Below are 20,505 nucleotides of genomic sequence, written 5' to 3' on the forward strand. Positions count from 1 at the left end.
CGGGGTCGCTGGCCTGGAGGGTGGACAGTCCGGTAGAGGACGGAACGCGGCCTGCATCGCCGGTCCGGCCATCCCTTCCACACCCACGTGACCATGCCCTTCCGTCCGAAGCCGTCCGCCTTCGCGCTGCTTTTGTGCCTGCTGTGCGCCGCCGCCTCGGGGGCCGCGCCCCACCGGCTGGTGGTCTCCAGCGGCGACTGCCGGGACGCCGAGCTGAGCGGCCAGTCCAAGGCGTTCTACGACGCCCTCCGCGCCCGCCCCGAACAGCACCTGCTGAGCGCGCCCGAGTTCGCCGAGCGCCTCTTCCCCGACTCCTCGCGCTCCTTCGAGGACCTCCAGCGCCAGTTGGACGCCGCGCAGGACCAGTTCTACGAGGGCCGCAACGCCCGCGCGACCCAGCTCCTGGACGATGCCCTGCGCGACATCCGCCGCCTGCCGCCGGGCGCGCCGCGCTGGAAGCTCTTCGCCCACGCGCAGCTGCTGCACGGGCTCAACCACCGGGCGATGGGGAAGACGAAGGACAGCGACGCGGCCTTCCTCCAGGTGCTGCGCCTCCAGCCGAAGTACCAGCTGGACCCAGACCAGTACGCCCCCTCCATCCGGCAGGCCTTCGAGAAGCTGCGCCGCGACCTGGCCAGGACGCCGAAGGTGAAGCTGTCCCTGAAGTCCACGCTGCCCGCGGCGGACGTGTACCTGGAGGGCCTGAGCGTGGGGCAGACGCCGCTCACGCTGGAGCTGCCCGCGGGCGCGTACGAGCTGACGATGGTGAAGGGGGACGCGGTGAGCTTCCCCCGGCAGGTGCAGGCGCAGGGGGCGGACACGCCGCTGCTGGTGGACCTGGCCTACGAGGGGTCCGTGACGGCCGCGCCCTTCCCGTGCCTCGCCGCCGCGGACGGCAACGAGGAGCGCACCTGGAGCCACGCGGTGCGCCTGGGCGGCACGCTGGGCGTGGAGGAGGTCATCGTCGTGCGGCTGGAGCGCCCGAGCAGCGGGCCCAAGTGGTTCGCCGCCACGGTGCTCAACGTCGACGGCGGGCAGAAGCTGCGCGAGGGCGGCTTCAAGACACAGGGCCTGGACGCGCCCGGTGAGGCCCTCTCCGCGCTGGTGGACTTCGTCACCACCGGACGCTCGCCCTCCAACCTCGTGGTGATGAACAACGCCAACGGCAAGGCGCCCTGGGACGCGGGCGGCGCGCGGGGCACGGCCAGCGCCTCCGGCACGGGCGCGGACCTCACCGCGCCCAACCTGCTGTCGGAGGACGTCTCCAGCGACGCCGCCCCCAGCACGGGCCTGCGCACGGCGTCGTACGTGACGGTGGGCGCGGGCGTGGCGGCTTTGGGTGGCGCGGGCGTGGTGCGGCTGCTGGCCCAGAAGGACCTGAACGGCCTGGAGGACCGCCGCGCGGCCAATGGCGGCCAGTTGGTGAGCACGGATGCGCGGGCCGTCGCGCTGCGCGACTCTCTGGTGGGCAAGAGCCACGTCATGACGGGGCTGCTCGTGGGCGGCGGCGCGGCGGTCGTCACCGGGGCGGTGCTCTTCCTCGTGTCCTCCCCCGCGAAGCCAGCGCCCGTGACGCTGGGTGTGACGGCGGACGAGACGGGCGCGGCGGCGAGCGTGTCCGGAACGTTCTGAGCGGACGGTCCCGGCCGGAGGTTCCTGGATGGGAAGCGCCGGGCGCGTAGAGTCGCGCCACATGCGCGCTTCCCTCCTGCTGTTGCTGCTCACGGCGAGCACCGCCCTCGCCGCACCCCGGACGTTCCGCGTCGACTACTTCCACACCGGCAACGCCACCGAGGAGCGCTTCAGCCTGGAGCGGCTGGTGGTGGAGCCCCTGCCCTGGCCGGGCCACCCGGCGCGGGCCATCGACGAGACGAACCTGGGCAAGTACCTCTTCGAGGTGCGGGACCGGAAGACGAACCGGCTGCTGTTCTCGCGCGGCTTCGCCTCCATCTTCGGCGAGTGGGAGCTGACGGACGAGGCGAAGCAGGCCCACCGCACCTTCAGTGAGTCGCTGCGCTTCCCCGCGCCGGACAGCCCCGTCCAGGTCATCCTGAAGAAGCGCGACGCGCAGAACGCCTTCCGCGAAATCTGGTCGCTGGTGGTGGATCCGAAGGACCCCTTCGTGGATCCGTCCTCGCCGCCCGCGCCGGGCCCGCTGCTGAAGCTGCTGGAGAACGGGCCGCCGCAGGACAAGGTGGACTTCCTCATCATGGGGGACGGCTACACGGAGGCGGAGCGCGCCAAGTTCGAGAAGGACGCGCGCAAGCTGGTGGAGATCCTCTTCAGCTATTCCCCCTTCAAGGAGCGCAAGGCGGACTTCAACGTCTGGGGGCTGATGCCCAAGGCGTCCGAGTCCGGCATCTCCCGGCCCTCCACCGGCGTCCACCGCCGCTCGCCCCTGGGCTCCACCTACGACGCCTTTGGCGCCGAGCGTTACATCCTCACCTTCGACAACGCCGCGCTGCGTGACACCGCCGCCTTCGCGCCCTACGAGTTCGTGGAGATCCTCTCCAACGGCAATACCTACGGCGGAGGAGGCATCTACAACCTCTTCAGCACCGTGGCCGCCGACAGCCTCTGGGCCCCCTACGTCTTCGTCCACGAGTTCGGTCACCACTTCGCGGGGCTGGCGGACGAGTACTACACGTCCGCCCCCATCTACGGCGCCGCGCCTGCGGAGCGGGTGGAGCCCTGGGAGAAGAACGTCACCGCGCTCCACGACCCCGCCCAGCTCAAGTGGAAGGACCTGGTGGCGCCGGGGACCCCGCTGCCCACGCCCTGGAATCAGCCCGCCTATGACGCGCACGCCCTGCAGGTGCAGCAACGCCGGCAGAAGATTCGTTCAGAGCGCAAACCCGAGTCGGAGATGGACGCGCTGTTCGTGGCGCAGCGGGACTGGGAGGAGAAATTCCTGGGCACGCAGAAGTTCTCCGGGAAGGTGGGCGCCTTCGAGGGCGCGCACTACGAGGCGAAGGGCTACTTCCGGCCGCAGATGGACTGCATGATGTTCACCCGGGACCGGGTGCCCTTCTGCGCGGTGTGCCAGCGCGGCATCACCGAGGTCATCGACCTGTACGCGGGTCCAACGTCCACCCCTGCACGAAAGAGTCCCTGACTTCCTTCGATTCCCAGGCCCCTGTGCATCCTTTCGGGTGACAGGGACGTGGCAGGTGGTTGGGCAAATGGACGCCCCTCTGTTTTCGGGTGTAAGGGGGACCGCACCTGCAATCTGGACACCCTGGAGGCATTTACATGCTGAAGCAGAGCTTGAAGCGGAGCTGGCTGCCGGCGCTCGTGACCACCGTGTTCGTCACGGTCGGCACGGGTTGCGGCGACGAGTGTGTCGATCAGTTCGACTGTCGTGACAAGGGCGCGCCGCCCGCGGGCCAGGCGTACACCTGCGTGGAGAACAAGTGCGAGCTGCGCACGCTGAACATTCCTCCGGAAGAGGACGCGGGCACGGAGACGGACGCCGGCACCACGACGGACGCGGGCACCGACGCGGGCACGGAGACGGACGCCGGCACCACGACGGACGGCGGCACGGGGGGTCCCCAGGCGTGCACCCCGGCCTGCGCGCTGACCGATTCCTGCGACATCGCGACGAACACCTGCACGCCCTCCAGCGTCACCACGCCTCCGGCGGATACGAGCGCGCAGATCGCCGCGTTCATCGCGGCCCCGGCGGGCGCACTGACCACGCCGCAGATCGTGAGCGGCGCGTTCGTGACCTTCGTCAAGCCCGCGGTGACGGGCAGCGCGGCCACGGAGGCCTCCGGCTTCTTCCTGCAGGCCGAGGCCAACGGCCCGGCGATGTTCGTGCGCGACTCCGCGTCCACCACGGCGGTCGCCGTGGGTGACCGCGTGACGCTGAACGTCACGGAGAAGGAGATCATCAGCGGTCTCAACGTGGCGAAGACCGTCACGGACCTGACCGTGGTGAGCAAGAACCACGGCGTGTGGAACCTGAGCACGGCGACGCCCCCGGGCCTGAAGGTGGACGCGAACGCCGTCAGCTCCTTCGAGGACGCGGGCACGACCGGCGTCTACGAGAGCCGTCTGGTCACCGTGTCCGGCAAGCTGGAGGCGGGCGCTGGCAGCGGCGCGGCCTTCACCGCCTTCCCGCTGATCACCACGGGAGAGCCGTCCCCCAGCCCCCTGCGCCTGCGCGTGCCCACCACCCTGTCCACGGACCTGGACCTGGTCTCGGGCTGCGACGTGACCGTGCCCACCGGCGTCGTCTGGCGCTTCACCGCCCAGCCGCAGGTGTCCGTGTTCGCGCCGGAGCAGCTCACCATCACCGCCTGCCCCGCGCCGAAGCTCACCGAGGCGCGCCCGCTGAGCGGCACGGAAGTGCGGCTGACGTTCGACCGGAAGCTCGACGCGGCCAGCGTGGAGGCGGCGGACTTCGGCATCACGCCGACCGTGGCCGTCTCCGCTGCGACGACGACGGGCAACCAGGTCTCGCTGACCACCGGGGACCTGACGGGTGGCACGCAGTACACGGTGACCGTGAACGGCGAGGTGAAGGACCTGGCCGGCAAGGCCCTGGACGCGGCCGCCAAGACCGCGACGTTCACCGGCCTGACGCCTCCTCCGACGGGCCCGTCGCTGGTCATCAATGAGATCGACTACGACAACGTGGGCACCGACACCGCGGAGTTCGTCGAGATCTACAACCGCGGCACCGAGGCGGCGGACCTGACCAACGTCAAGCTGGTGTTCGTCAACGGCGACTCCACCGCCAACCCGCGCGTGGAGTACCTGAAGTTCAACCTGGCTGACACCAAGGACGCGGCTGGCACCGCGGTGACGTCGCTGCCCGCGGGCGGCTACATCGTCGCGGCGCCCGAGCCGTACTTCACCACGGCGAACCTGCCGGCGGGCACGCTGCGGCTGATCATCAAGACGACCTCCGGCGCGAACACCGACATCATCCAGAACGGCAGCGGTGACGGCGTGGGCCTGGTTGACGACGCGGCGGGCACGCTCCTCGACAGCGTGTTCTACGAGCCGGGCGCCCAGAACCCCACGTTCACCATCACCACGGCCGCGGGTGCCAAGTCCCTGAACTTCGAGGAGGGCACGCGCACCTCCGCCTCGGACTCGAACTCCGCCGTGGGCTCCCTGCAGCGGACCCCGAACGGCAACGACACGAACAACAACAACGCGGACTTCGCGTTCGTGACCACCCCGACGCCGGGCGCTCCGACGCCGTAGTCGCCGCGTCTGACACATTGCAGTAACCCAGGGCCGCGTTCCCCCACCGGGGAGCGCGGCCCTTCTTCTTGGATGACGGGGGGATGTGCGACTCTTGGGAGCATGGGGATGCACCGCCCGTCATCGCGATGGGCCGTGGTCCCTTTCCGGTGTCTGGACCGGATGGCTTCCATGTCCCTCCCTCGCATCGTCGCGCCCCTGCTCGCACTGCTGCTCGCCGCGTGTCCCAGCTCCACACCGCCGACGCCGGTCGAGCCTCCCGACAGCGGAGTGAAAGCCGACGGCGGCGCGTCCGACGGTGGCGGCGAGCAGGTCGACGGCGGCGAGCAGGTCGACGGCGGCGAGCAGGTCGACGGCGGCGAGTCTGTCGATGGAGGTGGGCCTGGCGACGCGGGTGAGCCCGACGATGGCGGCGCCTCCGGCGATGGCGGTTCGTCGGATGATGGCGGTTCGTCGGGTGACGGCGGTGTGCTGAACGATGGCGGCTCGTCTCCCGATGGCGGCGATGCGGGAGTGCCAGATGCAGGCATTCCGGCGCTCACGGTGACCTCCCTGGGGCTCGGGGACGGACGCGTGGGGCAGCCCTACGCCATGACGCTCACCGCCTCTGGCGGGCGGGCACCGTTCACCTGGAGCTTCACCGGCACGCTGGCCGCGGGGCTCACGCTCTCCACGGACGGCGCCCTGTCCGGCACGCCCACCGCCGCGGGCTCGACGCTCTTCACCGCCACCGTGCGCGACGCGGAGGGACAGACCGCGTCCGCGCGGCTGATCGTGATGGTGCAGCCGCCCCTCTCCCTGTTCACCGTGGGCCACTGGAACCTGGAGTGGTTCGGCGCGCCCAACCAGGGCCCGGCCAACTCCACCTCCGACGGCGGCGTGACCGACGACCTCCAGGTCGCGGGGGCGACGAGTGTCATTCGCGACGCGGAGGCCCACGTCTGGGGCCTGGTGGAGATGGTGGACACCGTGGACTTCAACACGCTCCTGTCGGGGCTGCCCGGCAGCTACCGCGGCTTCCTCGCCAACAACACCACCTACGTCCTCAGCGGCACGTCGACGTACTCCGCGGGCGAGCAGAAGCCCGGCATCGTCTACGACAGCTCGCTCACCTACCGCAGCGCCCAGATCATCCTCACCGCGCAAGCCGCCGACTTCGGCGGACGCCCGCCGCTGCGCGTGGACTTCACCACCCGCATCCATGGCGAGGACGCGCCGCTGGTCGTCATCGTCACGCACATGAAGGCCTTCGAGGACATGACGTCCTACGGCCAGCGCCAGCGCTCCTCGGCCGCCCTCAAGAGCTACCTGGACCAGTGGCTGCCCGAGGCGCGCGTGCTCGTCATCGGCGACTGGAACGATGACCTGGACCACTCCATCTCCACGCAGAACGGCGTCGCGCTGCCCACGCCCTACGCGAACTTCCTGGACGACCCCACGCACTACACCTTCCTCACGAAGGTGCTGACCGACGCCACCATCCGCACCACCACGGAGTACAACGACGTCATCGACCACACGCTCGTCACCGACGAGGTCGCCGTGGACGCGGTGCCCGGTGGCGTCCAGGTGCTCCGGCCCGACGCGACCATTCCGGACTACGCCCGCACCGTCAGCGACCACTACCCCGTCATCACCCGCTACGACCTGAGCGGCGTTCCCGGTCCGCGCGTGCGGGTCACCGCGCCCCTGGACGGCACGTTCGTCGTGGGCACCCCGCTGACGTTGACGTGGCGCTCGGCGGGCGTGAGCACCGTGCGCATCGAGGCCACCTACGACAGCGGCGACCAGTGGTTCGTCGTGGCCCCCTCCGTGAGCGCGAGCGCGGGCACCTTCACGTGGACCGTGCCGGACGAGGAGAGCGACCTGGTGCGCGTGCGCGTGGTGGACACTGCCAACGCGTCGCGCTTCGACATGACCCCCGGCCGCATCTGGTTCACGCGCACGGCGCCCCGCGTGATCATCAACGAGCTGCTCGCCAACGAGCCCGCGCTCCCCGGCGGCACCGCGCACGAGTTCGTGGAGCTCTACAACACGGGCTCCGCCCCGCTGGACCTGTCCGGCTGGAGCCTGTGGGACGCACTGAGCACGCGGCACGTCTTCGCCCCGGGCACGGTGCTTCAGCCAGGACGACCCCTGGTCGTCTTCGGTGGGTCCGCGGGCTTCCCGGCCGGCACGCCCGACACCGTCGCGGCCTCCAGCGGGACGCTGAGCCTCAACAACACGTCGGACACCGTGCAGCTCAAGCGCCAGGATGGCGGCGTCGTGGACAGCGTCGATTACTTCAGCACCGTGGACGCGGTGTCCATCAACCGCTCCCCGGACCTGTCGCCGGACACGAGCTTCGTGCTGCACACCACGCTGACGCCCGGGCTGCAGTCCTCACCGGGCCGGCGCGCGGACGGAGGCGCGTTCTAGTCAGCGCAGCGGCGGGGCCTGGGGGTCGGGCCCGGGCTCCGGCTCCGCGGGCACCGCCTCCACGTCCCGGGCGATCCACTCCTGGCCATGGTCCTCGTAGGTGACGCGGATCTCATCGCCCTCGGACATGTCGTGCAGCTGCACGTTCTCGTCGTCGCGCTTGAGCCGCGTGGCCTCGTCCACGAAGACCTCCTGCTCCTGGCCCTGGCCGTCCACGAAGAGCAGCTCGTCGTCGCCCACCCAGGACACGCGGCCCGCGGCCCAGCCCATGGGCCGGGGCTGCTGACCGGAGCCGCCCGTTCCCTCTGGAGCCGGAGCGGGGGCCGATTCGCCCTTCACCTCCGAGCCCGCGGTCTTCAGCGCCTTGGGGTCCACGGTCTCCTTGGAGGCCATCAGCCCGCGCAGCACCTCCGAACGTCCCTCGCGGTGCTTCGCGGAAGGGCCGTCTTGCCCCGGCTCGCCGCCGTGGCACGCCGACAGCCCCCCGAGTCCCACCAGGCCCAGCATCAGCAGGCCCGCCGTCCCGCGCATTCTCCGCATTGGCCACGTCCTCCCGTGTCGTGCGAAGGAGCCCGCTTCCCGACGGAGTCCCGTCCATGGCGCGCGAGCCCGCTCTCCCCCGGTAAAGATGGGGACACCCTGCCCCGCCGGGAACCACGACCGTGTGGGGCTGGGCCTGGCTGCCTGGAACTCTCTCCTTCCTGTCCGGAGGGCGGGCGGGCATGCGCTACCTCGCGCCCTGGCCCAGGGCCTTCCGGAAGCAGCGCCTATGCGGCCAGGAGCCAGTCGCGCACCGCGAGGAAGCGGGCCGTGGGTGCCGCGGCCCTGCGCCACGCGACATAGAGCGTTCCCCGAGGCTTCCGTGCGGAGCGTCGGCCCAGCTCCGGCGTGAGCGTCACGACCCGCTTCTCGCGCACTGCGGGCGCCACCAGGTAGTCGGGCAACACCGCCAGCCCCACGCCCGCCTCCACCAGGGCCAGCATCTCGTCCAGGTTCGCGACGCGGCACACCACCTGCGCCGGCAGGGGTTCTTTCGGTCCGAAGGTGGCGCGCCACCACGGCGCCAGCATGGCCAGGTCCGCATCGAAGGCGATGAAGCGGTGCGCACCGAAGTCGCGTGCCCCGCGCGGTGTTCCCCAACGCTTCAGGTACGAAGGCGCGCCCACGGCGACGAACTCCTCCTGGGCCACCGGTCGGACCTCCAGCCCCGGAGCGTCCGGCAACAGCCCGACGATGCCCAGGTCCAACGCGCCGTCCAGCAACAGCCGTGACACGCGGCTGGGCACGTCGAAGCGCACATCCAGCCGCAGCTCCGGGTGCCGCGCCAGCAGGCCCGGCATGCGGGGCCGGAGCCAGTACCGGAAGAAGGGCCAGGGACCGCCCAGGGACACCTCGCCACGCACCGCGCGCTGGGCCTCGGAGGCCGCCTCCAACGCCGCGTCCACCGCGGGCAGGTGCTCTCCCAGCCGCGCGACGAGGGCGGCGCCCGCCGGAGTGAGCCGGGCCCGGCGCCCCACCCGTTCGAACAGCGCCACGCCCACGTGCCGCTCCAGGGCCTTGAGCTGCTGACCCACGGCGGAGGCGGTGATGCCCAGGCGCGTGGCGGCGGCCGCGTGCGTGCCCGCCCGGCTGACCTCCCACAGCGTCCAGAGCGCTTCGTGATTGCCAAGCATCGCTTCAGTTTATGTGAAGAGGCTCTCGGTTTTCTTGGGGACTGCGGGGACGTATTTCATCGCCCATCGCCCCACGGACTGGGGCTCGAAGGAGGACGTTCCATGGAAGCGCTCACCGCAGTGAAGGTGCTGCTCATCGTCACCAGCCACTCGCAGTTCGGGAACACCGGGGAGAAGACGGGCTTCTGGTTGGAGGAGCTCGCCGCGCCGTACGAGCAGTTCACCAAGGCCGGGGCCCAGGTGGACATCGCGTCGCCGCTGGGCGGCAAGGCGCCCGTGGATCCTCGCAGCGAGAAGGAGCAGACGGAGGACACGCGCGCCTTCCTCGCGGACGCCGAGGCGACGAAGAAGCTGGCGAACACGAAGGTGCTCGCCCAGGTGAAGGACACCTACGACGCGTACTTCGTGGTGGGCGGGCACGGCGTGATGTGGGACCTGGCGCAGCACGTGCCGGCGCACCAGCTGCTGTCCGCGGGCTACGCGCGGGGCGCGGTGGTGGCGGCGGTCTGCCACGGCCCGGCGGCGCTGGTGGGCGTGAAGGGACCGGACGGCAAGCCGCTGGTGGCGGGCAAGCGCGTGGCGGCCTTCAGCAACGCGGAGGAGCAGGCGGCGAAGTTCGACGCCATCGTCCCCTTCCCGCTGGAGACCCGGATGCGCGAGCTGGGCGCGCGCTACGAGTCCGGCCCGTTGTGGAAGAGCTTCACGGTGCGCGACGGGCGGCTCGTCACGGGACAGAACCCGGCGTCCTCCGCCGCCACCGCGCAGGAGGTCCTGAAGGTCCTGGCCGAGAAGAAGCAGGCCCCGGCCCCCAAGGGCTGAAGCCCGCTGCCGTCAGCCGAACTGGAAGCCGGAGATGCGCGTCCCCATCATGGAGCCGGACCAGGCGGTGGTGCCCCGGTCCGCACCGGCGGCACCGGCGACGACCATCAAGGGGAGCAGGTGCTCCTCGCGAGGATGGGCGAGCCGCGCATAGGGGGCCTGCATCCACTGCGTGAGCTTCGCGTCACGCTCGTCCGCGGGAGAGGTGGCGGCGTCCTGGACCCACGCGTCGAACTTCGCGGAGACCTCGTGCGCGCGAGGGTCTCCGAAGGCGCGCAGGTTGTGGAACGTCATCCCGCTGCCGATGATGAACACGCCCTCGTCGCGGAGCGGCGCGAGCGCCCGGCCCATGGCCAGGTGCTCCGCCGGGTCCAGCCCCTGCTTCAGCGAGAGTTGGACGCAGGGGATGTCCGCCTCCGGGTACGTCAGCTTCAGCGGGATGAAGGTGCCGTGGTCGTAGCCGCGCGCCGGGTCCTCCGACGTGGCGAAGCCCGCCGTGGAGAGCAATTCGCGCACGCGCGCCGCGAGCCGTGGGTTGCCCGGCGCCGGCCAGGGGATGCGGTACGACTCCGGCGGGAAGCCGTAATAGTCATACAGGATGGGTGGCGCGGCGGACGTCATCACCGTGGCCACGGGCTCCTCCCAGTGGGCGGAGATGACGAGCAGCGCCTTGGGTGGCGTCGCGAGCTGCTGGCCCACCTGGCGCAGGTAGGTCGCGAGCGCCTGGAGCTCCGCTTTCGGAAGGCCCATCTCCACGAAGGGCCAGGGGCCACCGCCGTGCGGGATGAAGACGACGGGCAGGCGCGAGGAGGGATTGGACGGGTCGGTCGGCATGGGGCCTCTCGGTGCCATTCAACTCCACGGGTGGGCCGGCGCGCCAACGCACTCCGGGTGGACCCCTGCGTCCGATTGAGACACGACGTCTTCTGCTATGAACCCGCGCTGGGGAACGGATGGGTGGTCCCGTCGCGAAGGGGGTTGCATGAAGAGCATCATCGGCTGGGCGCTCGCCGCGTTCGGCGTCTTTGGCATTGGCCTGGAGCTCGACAAGCTGATCCAGGGCACCGCGGAACACACGATCGCGGGGTTCATCCTCGGCGCCGTCTTCGTCCTCGGAGGCCTGGCGCTTGTCCGCTCCGCGCGGCGCGCGAAGCTGCCGCCCGAATTGAGGGATGCGCCCGTCGCGGTGCGGCCCTCGCTGGACTCCCGCGACGTCGAGCGCGCCGTGCTCACCTGCGCGAAGGAGCACGGGGGCCGCGTCACCATCGCCGAGGTGGCGGCGAGCAGTCAGCTCTCGTTCACCGAAGCCAAGGAGGTGCTCGAAGGCTTGTCCCGCGCGGGCGCCTGCACCGTGGACGTCACGGAGAACGGTGCGTTCATCTACGAGTTCAGCGGCTTGATGCCGCGCGAAACGGCTCCCGCGGCGCTCAAGTCCTGAGGCCCATGCCCGCCGAATAGCGCGAGGAACTGCCGCTCCCGCTCAGACTTCCTCGTGAGCTGTCCGCGCACCAGGCGCGTGACCCGGTGGGTGCGCTCTGCTTCGGCTACCAGTCCGCTGAACACCTGCACTGCGGCAACGTCATTCGACTTCCGCATCTACGACCCGGACTCGCCTGCCTTCGACGGCTCCTGGCAGCCTGATGACCTCGAAGAGGTGCGGCCGCCGCGCCTACCGCCCCAGCTTGAGGGTCACGGTCGCGGAGTCCTCCACCGTCCCCTTCAGCGTGAAGCGCAGCTCCCAGACGCCGGGCATGAAGAGGTCCGCGTCGGAGACCTCGAAGGTCCCAGGGTCTCGCGCGGTGACGCGGGGGACCTCTGAGATGCCGTGGTTCATCGCGGGCATCCAGGGCTGGACGGACAGCACGACACCGGGCACCGGCTTTCCCGACGCGGCGTCGGTGATCCGCACCTGGAACGCCTGAACGCCTCTTCGGAGCGGTGTCATCGAAGAGAGGACCTCGACTCGGAGTCGACCGGATGCGCTGGCCACTGTCCCCACGGAGGAGGCCGCGCTCACCTGTCCCCCGTCGCTTCCGGCGTCTGGCGTGGCGGAGGGCGTCGCGCCCAGCAACAACGTTCCCATCAGCAGTGCCTTCATCATCCTTGCCGTGTAGCGGAAGAGGCGGGCCTGGGTTCTGCGACAAGGTGTCGCATCGCACATGCGGTCTGGATGAGAGAGGGTGCGCCATCATGTCCGCCCTTTCGTCCTCTTCCGCGCAGCCCCGTTCGTGGGTGTTCGTGGTGCTGGGAGCCGTGGGGCTGACCGTGTCCGTGCTCGCATGCGCGGCGCTCGTGATGGTGCTGGACTTCGCCTGGTCGGAGGCGCCCCCTTCGAACGCCTCGTGGGAGCTGGAGGTGCCGCCTCCTGTGTATGGGCCGCTGCCCTCGCTCACCCTTCGCGATGAGCGGGGCCAGCCGCTGGAGCCCGGGCAGCTTCAGGGACAGCTCACCCTGGTTCAATTCACGCTTGTTCCCCTCCTGCGACAGGTCCAGGAGCGTCTGGAGACCGATGGCGTCCCGCTCCGGGTCGTCAGCGCGACGTCGCGCGACTCCACGGTGCTCCACCCGGATTGGCAGCCGCTGCGGGACAGCGGACGCCTCCTGTTGCTGGTGGATCAACGCCTCCAGGTCCGGGGCGTCTACGACTCGAACCAGGCCACATCCACCTCCGAACGCGTCATCACGGACGCGCGCTGTCTGCGCTCCTGCCCCCCTCTATGAAGCCCACATCCCTCTTCGTGCTCGCCGGTGCAGGAGTCATCGCGTTGCTGTCCGTCGCGTGGCCCCACGTTCAACGCGAACGCGCGCGCGTCGCCGCGGAGAACCTGCCCCTCTACGGGCCGCTCCCGCGCTTCGAATTGACCGCCCAGACGGGACGTCCCTTCTCCGACGCCGACATGCGGGGGCATCTCTACGTCGCGGACTTCTTCTTCACCCGCTGCCCCACCGTGTGCCCGCTGCTCACGGAGAAGATGCTGCGGGTGCAGCGACAGGCCCGGGAGCAGGGATTGGACGTGCGCTTCGCCTCGTTCAGCGTGGATCCGCGTCATGACACGCCGGAACGGCTGACCGCCTATGCGCGCGACCACCGCATCGACATGTCCAACTGGACGCTGTTGACGGGTCCGCTGGACCAGGTGGAGACGACGGTCCTGGAGGGCTTCCGGGTGATGATGGGCCGCGACGCCGACGCGGGCGAGGACGACTTCTTCAGCGTCTTCCACGGCGAGCACTTCGTCCTCGTGGACGCCCGGGGACAGCTGCGCGGCTACTACCGGGTCACCGAGGGAGAGGGCGGATTGGAAGCCCTGCTCCGGGACGCCGCGCTGCTGGCCCAGGCCCCGGAGTAACAACAAGGAACTCAGGAAATCCTGAGCGTCCAGTGAGTAGACTCGCGCGGCCGTCCATCCCCGACCCGGAGAACAGAGTGTCGCACCCCACGATCCGCACCATCCTCGGCGCATCCGCCCCGGACTCGCTTGACCCCTTCAGCACCGCCTTGCTGGTGATTGACTTCCAGGAAGAATACTTCAGCGGAAAACTGCCCATTCCGGATGGGACGCGCGCCCTGAATAACGCCAGGCGACTCATCGCCTTCGCGGATCGGCACAAGCTGCCGGTCTTCCACGTGTGGCACGTGAGCCCGTCCGGCGCTCCCCTCTTCGCCCACGACAGCCCGACGGCCTTCTGCCACAAGGACCTCCAGCCGGCCGCCCACCACAAGGTCGTCAAGAAGAACCAGATCAGCGTGTTCCAGGGCACGGAGCTCCATCACGAGCTGCAGATCTCCAGAATCAAGACGCTGATCATCTCCGGCCTGATGACCCACGCCTGCGTGTCCGGCGCGGCGCGGGACGCGGTTCCCCTCGGCTACAACGTCATCGTGGCGGACGACGCCTCGGCCACCCGGGACATCGAGGCGCCCGGCGGCGGCACCATTGCGCATGATGTGCTGCACAAGTCCGCGCTGGTGACCATCGCCGACACCTTTGGCGCCGTCATGGGCACCAACGCCATCGTGAACTTGAGCGTCCGCTGACGTGAAGGAAGCAGCCGCAGTCGGCCTTGACATTAAATCTACATAGGTAGACTTACAAGGCATGCCGCGAACTCGCGCGTTGTCGAATCACGCCCGCTCCGTTCTTGCCGCACTGCTGGAGGCCGGGGCGGGCTGGTCGCACGGGTATGAGCTGTGCCGCATCGCGGACGTGAAGTCGGGCACGCTCTATCCGCTGCTGATCCGCCTCGAAGCCCAGGGCTATCTCGAAGCCGAGTGGCAGCAGCCGGCGGAGGGTGGGCGGCCGCCAAGGCACGCCTATCGCCTGACCCAGACCGGGGTCCAGCTCGCGCGCGACAATCCGCCAGACCGCAAGGTGGCTGCTCGCTCCGTCCTTCGCGGGGCAACGACATGAGCGTCCGAGTCCAACGACTTGCGGCGGACCTGCTGTGCCGCGCCCTGCAGTCCCTCCTTCCACCGTCGATGCGCGACTGGGGGCTGGCCATCCGCTACGAGGTCGCGGAAATCCCCGAGGACACCCAGGCCCTGTCGTTCGCGCTTGCGAGCTTCCGCGGCCTGGCGCCGCGTGCCATCGGCTTGCTCCTGATGCAGCCCTTCGGCGCGCTGCACAGCCCGCGTGCCGTCGGTGCGCTCTGCGCGGCGGGCTCGGTCGCCATGGGGCTCGTCTACATGACGCTTGCCGGCGCGCCCGTCGGCTACCTCGGCATCAACGCTGGCGCGCTCGTCCTCGGTCTTGTCTTCCTGGCCCTCGTCAGCCGCATCCCGGGGGCGGGCGGGCGATGGTCCGGAGCCCTGATTCTCGGCCTCTCGGTCCTGCTGCTCGCCACCGCATTCGCCGGCCTCCGCGTCGAGGGGGCAGCTCGCTGGGTCAAGCTCGGCGGAGTGAGCGTGCAACCGAGCCTGGTCCTTCTGCCGCTCATGCTTGCCGGATTCTCCCGGACGCGCACCCCGCTTGCGACGACGGGGATCATCGTTGCCGCTGTGGCAATGGCGCTCCAGCCCGACCGTGCGATGGCGGCCGTGATGACAGCGACGCTGGCGACCGTCGCGGTGACGCGCGCGGACCGGCCGACGTCTCTGGCGTTCACGGCCAGCCTCCTGGCGTTGGTGGTGACGCTGCTACGCCCCGACGCGCTTCCCGCCGCACCCTTCGTCGACCAGGTCCTCTTTTCGTCCTTCCAGGTCCATGCCCTTGCCGGGCTGGCCGTCGTGGCCGGCTCGGTCATGCTGCTCGTCCCTGTGCTGTTCGGTGGGTCCTGTGACGGGGACAGCCGCGCGACCTACCTCGCCTTCGGGGCTGCGTGGCTCGCGGCGACCGTTGCCGCCGCGTTTGGCAATCATCCGACCCCGGTCGTGGGCTACGGAGGCAGCGCGATCCTCGGCTACGTCCTGAGCCTTTCGACCCTGCCAAGGCCGCTGACTTCGCGCGACATCCCTTCAAGAATCGCACTCGCCCAGTCATGACAATGCCTCGCCCTGGACGGCGGGTTCGATACCTGCTGCCTGTTGTATTGCTTGCCCTCGTGCTCTGGTTCACGTGGACGCGAATCACACGCAGCCGCGGCGACCAGAGGGCCTCTTTCACGCCCGCGAGTCAGCAGTGCGATGCGCAAGGGCCCCTGCGTTACTGCATCAACAAGGCCGCCGGGGGCACCAACGGCGACATCGTCTATCACCACCACGGGCGCAGTCTCGACGAGACGGTCTGGAACGACGACACCTACTTCACCGGCATGCTGCAGGCGCAATGGCAGGCCACCGGAGCCCTACCGCCCACGGTCGTGACCGTCTCCTACGGCTCGACCTGGCTCCTGACTCCGAAGGGCCAGCAGGAGGACAGCGGACTGCTCGATGATTTCATGGCCCGTCTGCCTGCGATTGAGGCGAAGGTGGGACGCCCCCGGCGGCGGATGCTGCTGGGGGAGTCGATGGGTGGGCTCAACGTCCTGGTCGCGGGCCTTTCCCATCCGGCGCAGTTCGCCAAGGTCGCGGCGCTCTGTCCGGGCGTCTACACCGACACCCCGTTCTCCTCCTTTGACACGATCCAGGCCTCGATGGAGCGCACCGGCGCCGATCCCAAGATCGTGTTCGGAGTCTGGCGGATGGCGCGCCAGTACGTGGCCGACGAAGCCGAATGGCGCCGCGTCTCGCCCCTGCACCTGGTCGCGCAGGCGGGACCGGACCATCCGGAGCTCTATCTCTCCTGCGGCCTCTACGATGCCTACGGCAACTACGAAGGCACCGAGCGCCTCGCCAACCTTGCCCGTCAGCGAGGCATCAGGACCGAATGGCACCCGCTCTATGGCGGCCACTGTGCGTCAGACGTGTCCTCGCTGGCCGACTTCCTCGTGAAATGACTCCTTGCGAGCCCCCCAGTACGCCCTGCGTAATAGGTTTCGGGAGGGCTCTTGGCCTTTGCTGTTGGGGGCTCCTTCAACAGCCCGCCGGGTCAGACGTCCTCGTCGGGAAGGAGCGTCAGGAGAAGTTCGTCATACGCTTCTGGCGTGGAACCGGACCACGGGCTCAGTGCTTTGGCGACCTGGAAGCGGTTCGCATCGTCAAGCTCTGCGGGCCAACCCTTGGGAAGACCGCCGGCCAATTCACGCACGAGCAAATCGCGAACAACGCGGGTGGGCTGCCTGCGGCGCTCCCCCTCGAAAAGCAGACCATTCATCACCTGCACCCCTGCGATGTCGTCTTTGCCAGGCTCCTCGGCTAGCTGATCCAGAGGAATCGCAGGACGGGACTCGGCGAAGGCCGTCAACGAGTCAAACCCTCGCTCGCGGACCCGTTCATACAGGCGTGCCTTCCAGTTCCCCAGCCACGAACGCCCGTCCGTCATTGGCTGCTCCCCTTCGTGAAGTCCTGCGTGACGACGTGGCAACGTGGCGTCTCGCCTCGCCAGCTCTCGGGACCACCATCTGCGTTCAGGCTTCCTCGTCGGGAAGGAGCGTCCGGAGCAGTTCGTCGTCAGGGCTGAGTGGGCGCCATCCAGCGGGGGGGGGATTGCCGCGAAGTGCCTCCCTAGCCAGTCGAACCCTCCCCTTATGGGTTTCTGGGGTGTATGCCGACCACTGGCTGAACACGAGGGCAACCTCCATCCGCGCGTCGTCATCCAGCACGGCCGGCCAGCCGTTTGGGAGATATGCGCACAGTTCTCGCACGAACTGCCCGCGAACGAGGCGTGTGACCTGATGGCTGCGCTCCGCCTCGGCCACCAGTCCGCTGAAGACCTGCACACCGGCAATGTCCTCTCGACCAAGCTCCTCGGCCAGCGCCACCAGCGAAGCTGTAGGGTGGGCCTCGGCAAAGTCAGTGAGTGAGTCGAAGCCGCGTTCGCGGACGCGCTCATACAGGCGGGCCTTCCAGTTCCCCTGCCATGAACGTCCGTCGGTCATCGGCTTCTCCCCTTAGTGAAACTCATCGGGATGTCGTAAATCTTCATGTTCTCTCCGACGATCCTCAGGACTGTATTCCGCGTCAACCTGCGTCCAGCTTCGGCCTCGGCGTCGCGCAGCACCTCCATGATCAGCCGATTCCACTCACCGGGCCAAGTGCGCCCCAGCTTCCAGTTCCCCCCGCCGTGAATCGCCTCATGGTGGGCCTGCTCCAACCGGACGCAGAACTGGTCGATGTCCATGTCACCCCTGAAGCCGCGTTGCTCGAACCACTCGCGGTGCTCTTGCGGCAGCACATGGTGCTTCGGGGCGTCCGACATTCCCGCCCCCGACCTGCCCGTCACCCGCATGCCGCGCACCTCCGGGCTATCCCCCAGCGCGTCGCGCACACCCTTGGGCAAGTCCTGATGCGCCTGGGCCATCGTGACCTGTCCGCCCTGAATGAGGACGGCCGCGCCGACGGCAGGCACGGAGATGACGCCCGCCTGCACGAGCCTTCGCATCATCTCCACCCACTCGGCGGAGACCACCAGCCGCGAGCCCACCATGACGCCACCTGAACTCATCGCCAGCCCCACGCCGAGCGCCGCAGGGGCCGAGGGCGGCACGCGTGGCAGGGCCATCTTCATCGTGGAGATCATCGTGACCATCTCCACCGCCTGCATCGCCGCGATGACCTGCCCGCCAAGCTTCAGGGTCTCGCGGGTCTCCCGTTGGAGCGTGTCGAATTCACGCGTCAGCTTCCCCATCAACTCGGGCATCGCGGTGGTCGCTGCCTCCACCCGCTCCGGGTCCAGTGAGGCGAGGTCCGTCAGCGTGGGCTCCATCAACCCCTGCACGCGATGAAGGTCCACGAAGAGTTTCTCGGCGCTGCACATGGGGCAGTGACGGAGCACGGCGTCCGCGAGGTGCAGGAAGTCCACCCAGGTGGCCAGCAGGAGCGTCCCGAACTGAGCTGCCTGGAGTTTCGGCCCCGTCATGCGAAGTAGGCCCAACTCCATGTCCGTGTCGCCGACTTCCGAGGCCGCTTCCGTCAACACGGTGGCGCTCGCAAGTGCGCCATGAAGCCACGTCACCTGCTTGGAGCCTTGGTCGAGGTAGCGCGTGAAGACACCGGTGAGGCTGAAGCCCCAGAGGTCTGGAGGGCGGGCCGCCAACCTGGTGAACGCGGCCTCGACGCTACGCAAGGAGCCCTTCACGTCTTTCGTCGCGTCGAGGACCGCCTGCCGCGTCAATGCATTTCTCTGGCCCCCGCCCCCGACAGCGCTGTCTCCCACGGCGGTCACGTCGTCACGCGGCTGCTGGCGGCGCAGGAGCCGTTGCTCGGGCCCAGCAAGAGCGCGCGGGAGGAAGTTCTGGGCGCGCGGGAACTCATCGCTCGGGGGTTGCCCCCAGGTGGGCGACGGGGCTTCGCGCGGTGCGTAGCTCAAGATTCGGCCACGTCCAGGCGCTTGCGACACGGAGGCGCATCCCGTGGCCATCAGCACCAGGGCCAGCACCAGGGCATCAGCGCGCATTGTCCACCCCCAGGCCCACCGAGGCGAACGCCCCCAGCCGCAGCGTCCCTTCTGGCGTGGGGAACAGGAGTGTGCCGCCCGTCCCCATCGCGTAGAGCTTCCCGCCCAGCAATCGCCAGCGGGCTTCGGCGGCCCCCAGGTAGCGCGCCCCCGCCTGTCCCATGCCCACTCCGAGCCCCTTCAACGCCACTTCGAGGCTGCGCGCGAAGAGCTGCACCGCCACGCGCCCGTCCACGTCGAAGCGGCCCCACGAGAAGGCTTCCGCGCCCAGCGATAGCTTCAGGTGCTTGGAGAGGCCGCCGTAGCGGACCGCGTCCCAACCCACCTCCGCCTCGCCATAGGCGGAAGTCCCGTCCGGGAAGTGGGCCTCCGCCAGTGACACTCCCTCCGGCCCCGCCGCTTTGAAGCGCGCCAACTCGTAGTCCGGGCCGAAGTATCCCTGTCGGAAGCCGCCATGCTGCCCGCGGACCTCCAGCCGCAGCCGCATGTCCAGCGTGGGCGTCACCGCATCCACGCCCGCGCCCACCACCGCACCCCATGCGCCGCCCGCACCGGGCCGTCCTCCCCAACCGGCAAGCAGGTGGGCCTCGAAGCCCGGCCGCACCACCACCACGGCGGTTCCGTCCAGATGCGCCAGCGTCACCGGAGGCGCGTGTCCTCCGGCCCGCCCCCAGTCATGCACAGCAGAGAAGGCCAGCGTGTAGCGGCCCTGCGCGCGAGGCTGGCCGAAGAGGACGTGCTCCAAGTCCAGCGCGACTTCCGCCCCCATGAGGCGCGCGCCCAGTACGTCCGAGGCGAACGCCTGCGTATAGAGGGGCCCCATCGTGCCCGTGAGGAAGCCGCCTGCTGGGTGGTAGTCGGGATTGCTTCGGTTGGAGTAGCGCCGCACGAGGTGCGCGGACAGCAGGCTGTAGGACTCCAGCGCGCCGAACCAGACGCCCACGGGCGCGTCGTTCGAGCCCAGCTTGAGGCCGCGCACCACCTGCCCGAAGTCCGAGAGGCTGTCCCAGTCCTCGCGTCGCACGAAGCCCGCGTCCCCTCCACCACCCCAGAGGCGCAACCGCACGGGCGTGCCCAGGTTGAGGCCGAATTCCGCGCCTCCGTCGAGAATGAGGGTCGGCTCCACCTGGAGGAAGCCCTCGTCCGTGCCGGCGCCCGTGCGCGGCAGGAAGGCCAGCGTCGTCGCCTCCACGCGCAGCAGGTTGCGCCAGGCCTCTTCCACGGGCGGCACCTCCGGGACGTCCTCGGCCCATGCGGCCACCGGCAACAGCAGCCACAGCCAGACAGCCCCACTTCGCGTCATTCGCATCCACGCCCCCTGGAAGTGACACCTCCGGGGAGAGCAAAGGACACACGTCTGACATTCAGCCCGGCACCCGTAGGCCCCGCGCAACTACCCAAGGGTGAAGGGAAAAGAGGGGCGGCCGCGTCGAGCCAGCGAC

The 20,505-nt window shown here is 69.5% G+C and carries 20 protein-coding genes and 1 pseudogene; 12 read left to right on the forward strand and 9 right to left on the reverse strand.

The window, feature by feature from the left end; genetic code table 11:
* Window positions 1–93 precede the first annotated feature (93 nt).
* The 4 genes from D7Y15_RS12755 to D7Y15_RS12770 all read left to right on the forward strand — a co-directional run bounded on the left by D7Y15_RS12755 (window position 94) and on the right by D7Y15_RS12770 (window position 7,638).
* Window positions 94–1,632, forward strand: coding sequence for a PEGA domain-containing protein (locus D7Y15_RS12755; RefSeq protein WP_121752741.1), 1,539 nt, complete (start codon window positions 94–96; stop codon window positions 1,630–1,632).
* A 61-nt stretch (window positions 1,633–1,693) separates the two neighbouring features.
* A complete protein-coding gene (locus D7Y15_RS12760) occupies window positions 1,694–3,115 on the forward strand; it encodes an IgA Peptidase M64 (RefSeq protein WP_121752727.1) in 1,422 nt (473 codons plus the stop codon).
* 137 nt (window positions 3,116–3,252) lie between these two features.
* On the forward strand, window positions 3,253–5,220 hold the full coding sequence (locus D7Y15_RS12765; protein WP_120574602.1) for a lamin tail domain-containing protein: 1,968 nt from the start codon (window positions 3,253–3,255) through the stop codon (window positions 5,218–5,220).
* Window positions 5,221–5,391: 171 nt separating this feature from the next.
* Complete coding sequence (locus D7Y15_RS12770; RefSeq protein ID WP_233604920.1) at window positions 5,392–7,638, forward strand: lamin tail domain-containing protein; 2,247 nt, start codon at window positions 5,392–5,394, stop codon at window positions 7,636–7,638.
* Here D7Y15_RS12770 and D7Y15_RS12775 read toward each other — a convergent pair whose 3' ends face one another.
* Entirely contained in the window at window positions 7,639–8,178 is a 540-nt protein-coding gene (locus D7Y15_RS12775) for a hypothetical protein (protein ID WP_126932874.1), read from the reverse strand.
* A gap of 227 nt (window positions 8,179–8,405) precedes the next feature.
* Entirely contained in the window at window positions 8,406–9,311 is a 906-nt protein-coding gene (locus tag D7Y15_RS12780; RefSeq protein ID WP_120574604.1) for a LysR family transcriptional regulator, read from the reverse strand.
* Window positions 9,312–9,431: 120 nt separating this feature from the next.
* Here D7Y15_RS12780 and D7Y15_RS12785 point away from each other — a divergent pair, with 120 nt between their 5' ends.
* A complete protein-coding gene (locus D7Y15_RS12785) occupies window positions 9,432–10,130 on the forward strand; it encodes a type 1 glutamine amidotransferase domain-containing protein (RefSeq protein ID WP_346728603.1) in 699 nt (232 codons plus the stop codon).
* A gap of 12 nt (window positions 10,131–10,142) precedes the next feature.
* On the opposite strand, the gene D7Y15_RS12790 is transcribed toward D7Y15_RS12785, so the two are convergent.
* On the reverse strand, window positions 10,143–10,964 hold the full coding sequence (locus tag D7Y15_RS12790) for a class III extradiol ring-cleavage dioxygenase (RefSeq protein WP_121752728.1): 822 nt from the start codon (window positions 10,962–10,964) through the stop codon (window positions 10,143–10,145).
* Window positions 10,965–11,112: 148 nt separating this feature from the next.
* Between D7Y15_RS12790 and D7Y15_RS12795 the strand changes: the two genes are divergently transcribed.
* Window positions 11,113–11,568 (forward strand): hypothetical protein, encoded by a 456-nt coding sequence (locus D7Y15_RS12795; protein WP_121752729.1) that lies wholly within the window; start codon window positions 11,113–11,115, stop codon window positions 11,566–11,568.
* Between the two features lie 47 nt (window positions 11,569–11,615).
* Here the strand turns inward: D7Y15_RS12795 and D7Y15_RS45675 are convergent.
* A pseudogene (locus D7Y15_RS45675) lies at window positions 11,616–11,714 on the reverse strand (NUDIX hydrolase); the annotation flags it as partial.
* 85 nt (window positions 11,715–11,799) lie between these two features.
* On the reverse strand, window positions 11,800–12,291 hold the full coding sequence (locus D7Y15_RS45680) for a FixH family protein (RefSeq protein WP_368667336.1): 492 nt from the start codon (window positions 12,289–12,291) through the stop codon (window positions 11,800–11,802).
* A gap of 29 nt (window positions 12,292–12,320) precedes the next feature.
* On the opposite strand from D7Y15_RS45680, the gene D7Y15_RS12810 reads away from it, so the two are divergent.
* From D7Y15_RS12810 to D7Y15_RS12835, 6 genes are all read left to right on the forward strand, one after another.
* On the forward strand, window positions 12,321–12,851 hold the full coding sequence (locus tag D7Y15_RS12810) for a hypothetical protein (RefSeq protein ID WP_121752730.1): 531 nt from the start codon (window positions 12,321–12,323) through the stop codon (window positions 12,849–12,851).
* Entirely contained in the window at window positions 12,848–13,480 is a 633-nt protein-coding gene (locus tag D7Y15_RS12815) for an SCO family protein (protein ID WP_121752731.1), read from the forward strand. The genes D7Y15_RS12810 and D7Y15_RS12815 overlap by 4 nt, the downstream gene beginning before the upstream one ends.
* A gap of 77 nt (window positions 13,481–13,557) precedes the next feature.
* Entirely contained in the window at window positions 13,558–14,169 is a 612-nt protein-coding gene (locus D7Y15_RS12820; protein WP_121752732.1) for a cysteine hydrolase family protein, read from the forward strand.
* Window positions 14,170–14,230: 61 nt separating this feature from the next.
* Window positions 14,231–14,542 (forward strand): PadR family transcriptional regulator, encoded by a 312-nt coding sequence (locus D7Y15_RS12825; protein ID WP_120574612.1) that lies wholly within the window; start codon window positions 14,231–14,233, stop codon window positions 14,540–14,542.
* Window positions 14,539–15,612 carry an FtsW/RodA/SpoVE family cell cycle protein gene (locus tag D7Y15_RS12830; protein WP_121752733.1) on the forward strand — a complete coding sequence of 358 codons (1,074 nt, stop codon included), beginning with the start codon at window positions 14,539–14,541 and terminating at the stop codon, window positions 15,610–15,612. The genes D7Y15_RS12825 and D7Y15_RS12830 overlap by 4 nt, the downstream gene beginning before the upstream one ends.
* Window positions 15,613–15,671: 59 nt before the next feature.
* Complete coding sequence (locus D7Y15_RS12835) at window positions 15,672–16,505, forward strand: alpha/beta hydrolase-fold protein (protein WP_199745921.1); 834 nt, start codon at window positions 15,672–15,674, stop codon at window positions 16,503–16,505.
* A gap of 92 nt (window positions 16,506–16,597) precedes the next feature.
* On the opposite strand, the gene D7Y15_RS12840 is transcribed toward D7Y15_RS12835, so the two are convergent.
* The 4 genes from D7Y15_RS12840 to D7Y15_RS12855 form a co-directional block, all read right to left on the reverse strand.
* Complete coding sequence (locus tag D7Y15_RS12840; RefSeq protein WP_233604921.1) at window positions 16,598–16,990, reverse strand: NUDIX hydrolase; 393 nt, start codon at window positions 16,988–16,990, stop codon at window positions 16,598–16,600.
* 85 nt (window positions 16,991–17,075) lie between these two features.
* The gene (locus D7Y15_RS12845) at window positions 17,076–17,546 is read right to left on the reverse strand and encodes an NUDIX hydrolase (RefSeq protein ID WP_121752734.1); all 471 of its coding nucleotides are present in this window, start codon (window positions 17,544–17,546) and stop codon (window positions 17,076–17,078) included.
* Window positions 17,543–19,063, reverse strand: coding sequence for a DUF2380 domain-containing protein (locus tag D7Y15_RS12850; protein ID WP_121752735.1), 1,521 nt, complete (start codon window positions 19,061–19,063; stop codon window positions 17,543–17,545). Before D7Y15_RS12850 ends, D7Y15_RS12845 begins: the two co-directional genes overlap by 4 nt.
* Window positions 19,053–20,372 (reverse strand): hypothetical protein, encoded by a 1,320-nt coding sequence (locus tag D7Y15_RS12855; RefSeq protein WP_121752736.1) that lies wholly within the window; start codon window positions 20,370–20,372, stop codon window positions 19,053–19,055. Before D7Y15_RS12855 ends, D7Y15_RS12850 begins: the two co-directional genes overlap by 11 nt.
* Between the last annotated feature and the right edge of the window lie 133 nt (window positions 20,373–20,505).

Origin of the sequence: Corallococcus sp. AB030 (assembly GCF_003668965.1) — a bacterium.
Taxonomy (GTDB): Bacteria; Myxococcota; Myxococcia; order Myxococcales; family Myxococcaceae; genus Corallococcus; species Corallococcus exiguus.

Excerpts from the sequence above, each read along its gene's own strand:
- D7Y15_RS12755 (WP_121752741.1), top strand. The coding sequence starts at position 94 with ATGCCCTTCCGTCCGAAGCCGTCCGCCTTCGCGCTGCTTTTGTGCCTG.
- D7Y15_RS12760 (WP_121752727.1), top strand. The coding sequence starts at position 1,694 with ATGCGCGCTTCCCTCCTGCTGTTGCTGCTCACGGCGAGCACCGCCCTC.
- D7Y15_RS12765 (WP_120574602.1), top strand. The coding sequence starts at position 3,253 with ATGCTGAAGCAGAGCTTGAAGCGGAGCTGGCTGCCGGCGCTCGTGACC.
- D7Y15_RS12770 (WP_233604920.1), top strand. The coding sequence starts at position 5,392 with ATGTCCCTCCCTCGCATCGTCGCGCCCCTGCTCGCACTGCTGCTCGCC.
- D7Y15_RS12775 (WP_126932874.1), bottom strand. The coding sequence starts at position 8,178 with ATGCGGAGAATGCGCGGGACGGCGGGCCTGCTGATGCTGGGCCTGGTG.
- D7Y15_RS12780 (WP_120574604.1), bottom strand. The coding sequence starts at position 9,311 with ATGCTTGGCAATCACGAAGCGCTCTGGACGCTGTGGGAGGTCAGCCGG.
- D7Y15_RS12790 (WP_121752728.1), bottom strand. The coding sequence starts at position 10,964 with ATGCCGACCGACCCGTCCAATCCCTCCTCGCGCCTGCCCGTCGTCTTC.
- D7Y15_RS12795 (WP_121752729.1), top strand. The coding sequence starts at position 11,113 with ATGAAGAGCATCATCGGCTGGGCGCTCGCCGCGTTCGGCGTCTTTGGC.
- D7Y15_RS45680 (WP_368667336.1), bottom strand. The coding sequence starts at position 12,291 with ATGTGCGATGCGACACCTTGTCGCAGAACCCAGGCCCGCCTCTTCCGC.
- D7Y15_RS12810 (WP_121752730.1), top strand. The coding sequence starts at position 12,321 with ATGTCCGCCCTTTCGTCCTCTTCCGCGCAGCCCCGTTCGTGGGTGTTC.
- D7Y15_RS12815 (WP_121752731.1), top strand. The coding sequence starts at position 12,848 with ATGAAGCCCACATCCCTCTTCGTGCTCGCCGGTGCAGGAGTCATCGCG.
- D7Y15_RS12825 (WP_120574612.1), top strand. The coding sequence starts at position 14,231 with ATGCCGCGAACTCGCGCGTTGTCGAATCACGCCCGCTCCGTTCTTGCC.
- D7Y15_RS12830 (WP_121752733.1), top strand. The coding sequence starts at position 14,539 with ATGAGCGTCCGAGTCCAACGACTTGCGGCGGACCTGCTGTGCCGCGCC.
- D7Y15_RS12840 (WP_233604921.1), bottom strand. The coding sequence starts at position 16,990 with ATGACGGACGGGCGTTCGTGGCTGGGGAACTGGAAGGCACGCCTGTAT.
- D7Y15_RS12845 (WP_121752734.1), bottom strand. The coding sequence starts at position 17,546 with ATGACCGACGGACGTTCATGGCAGGGGAACTGGAAGGCCCGCCTGTAT.
- D7Y15_RS12850 (WP_121752735.1), bottom strand. The coding sequence starts at position 19,063 with ATGCGCGCTGATGCCCTGGTGCTGGCCCTGGTGCTGATGGCCACGGGA.
- D7Y15_RS12855 (WP_121752736.1), bottom strand. The coding sequence starts at position 20,372 with ATGCGAATGACGCGAAGTGGGGCTGTCTGGCTGTGGCTGCTGTTGCCG.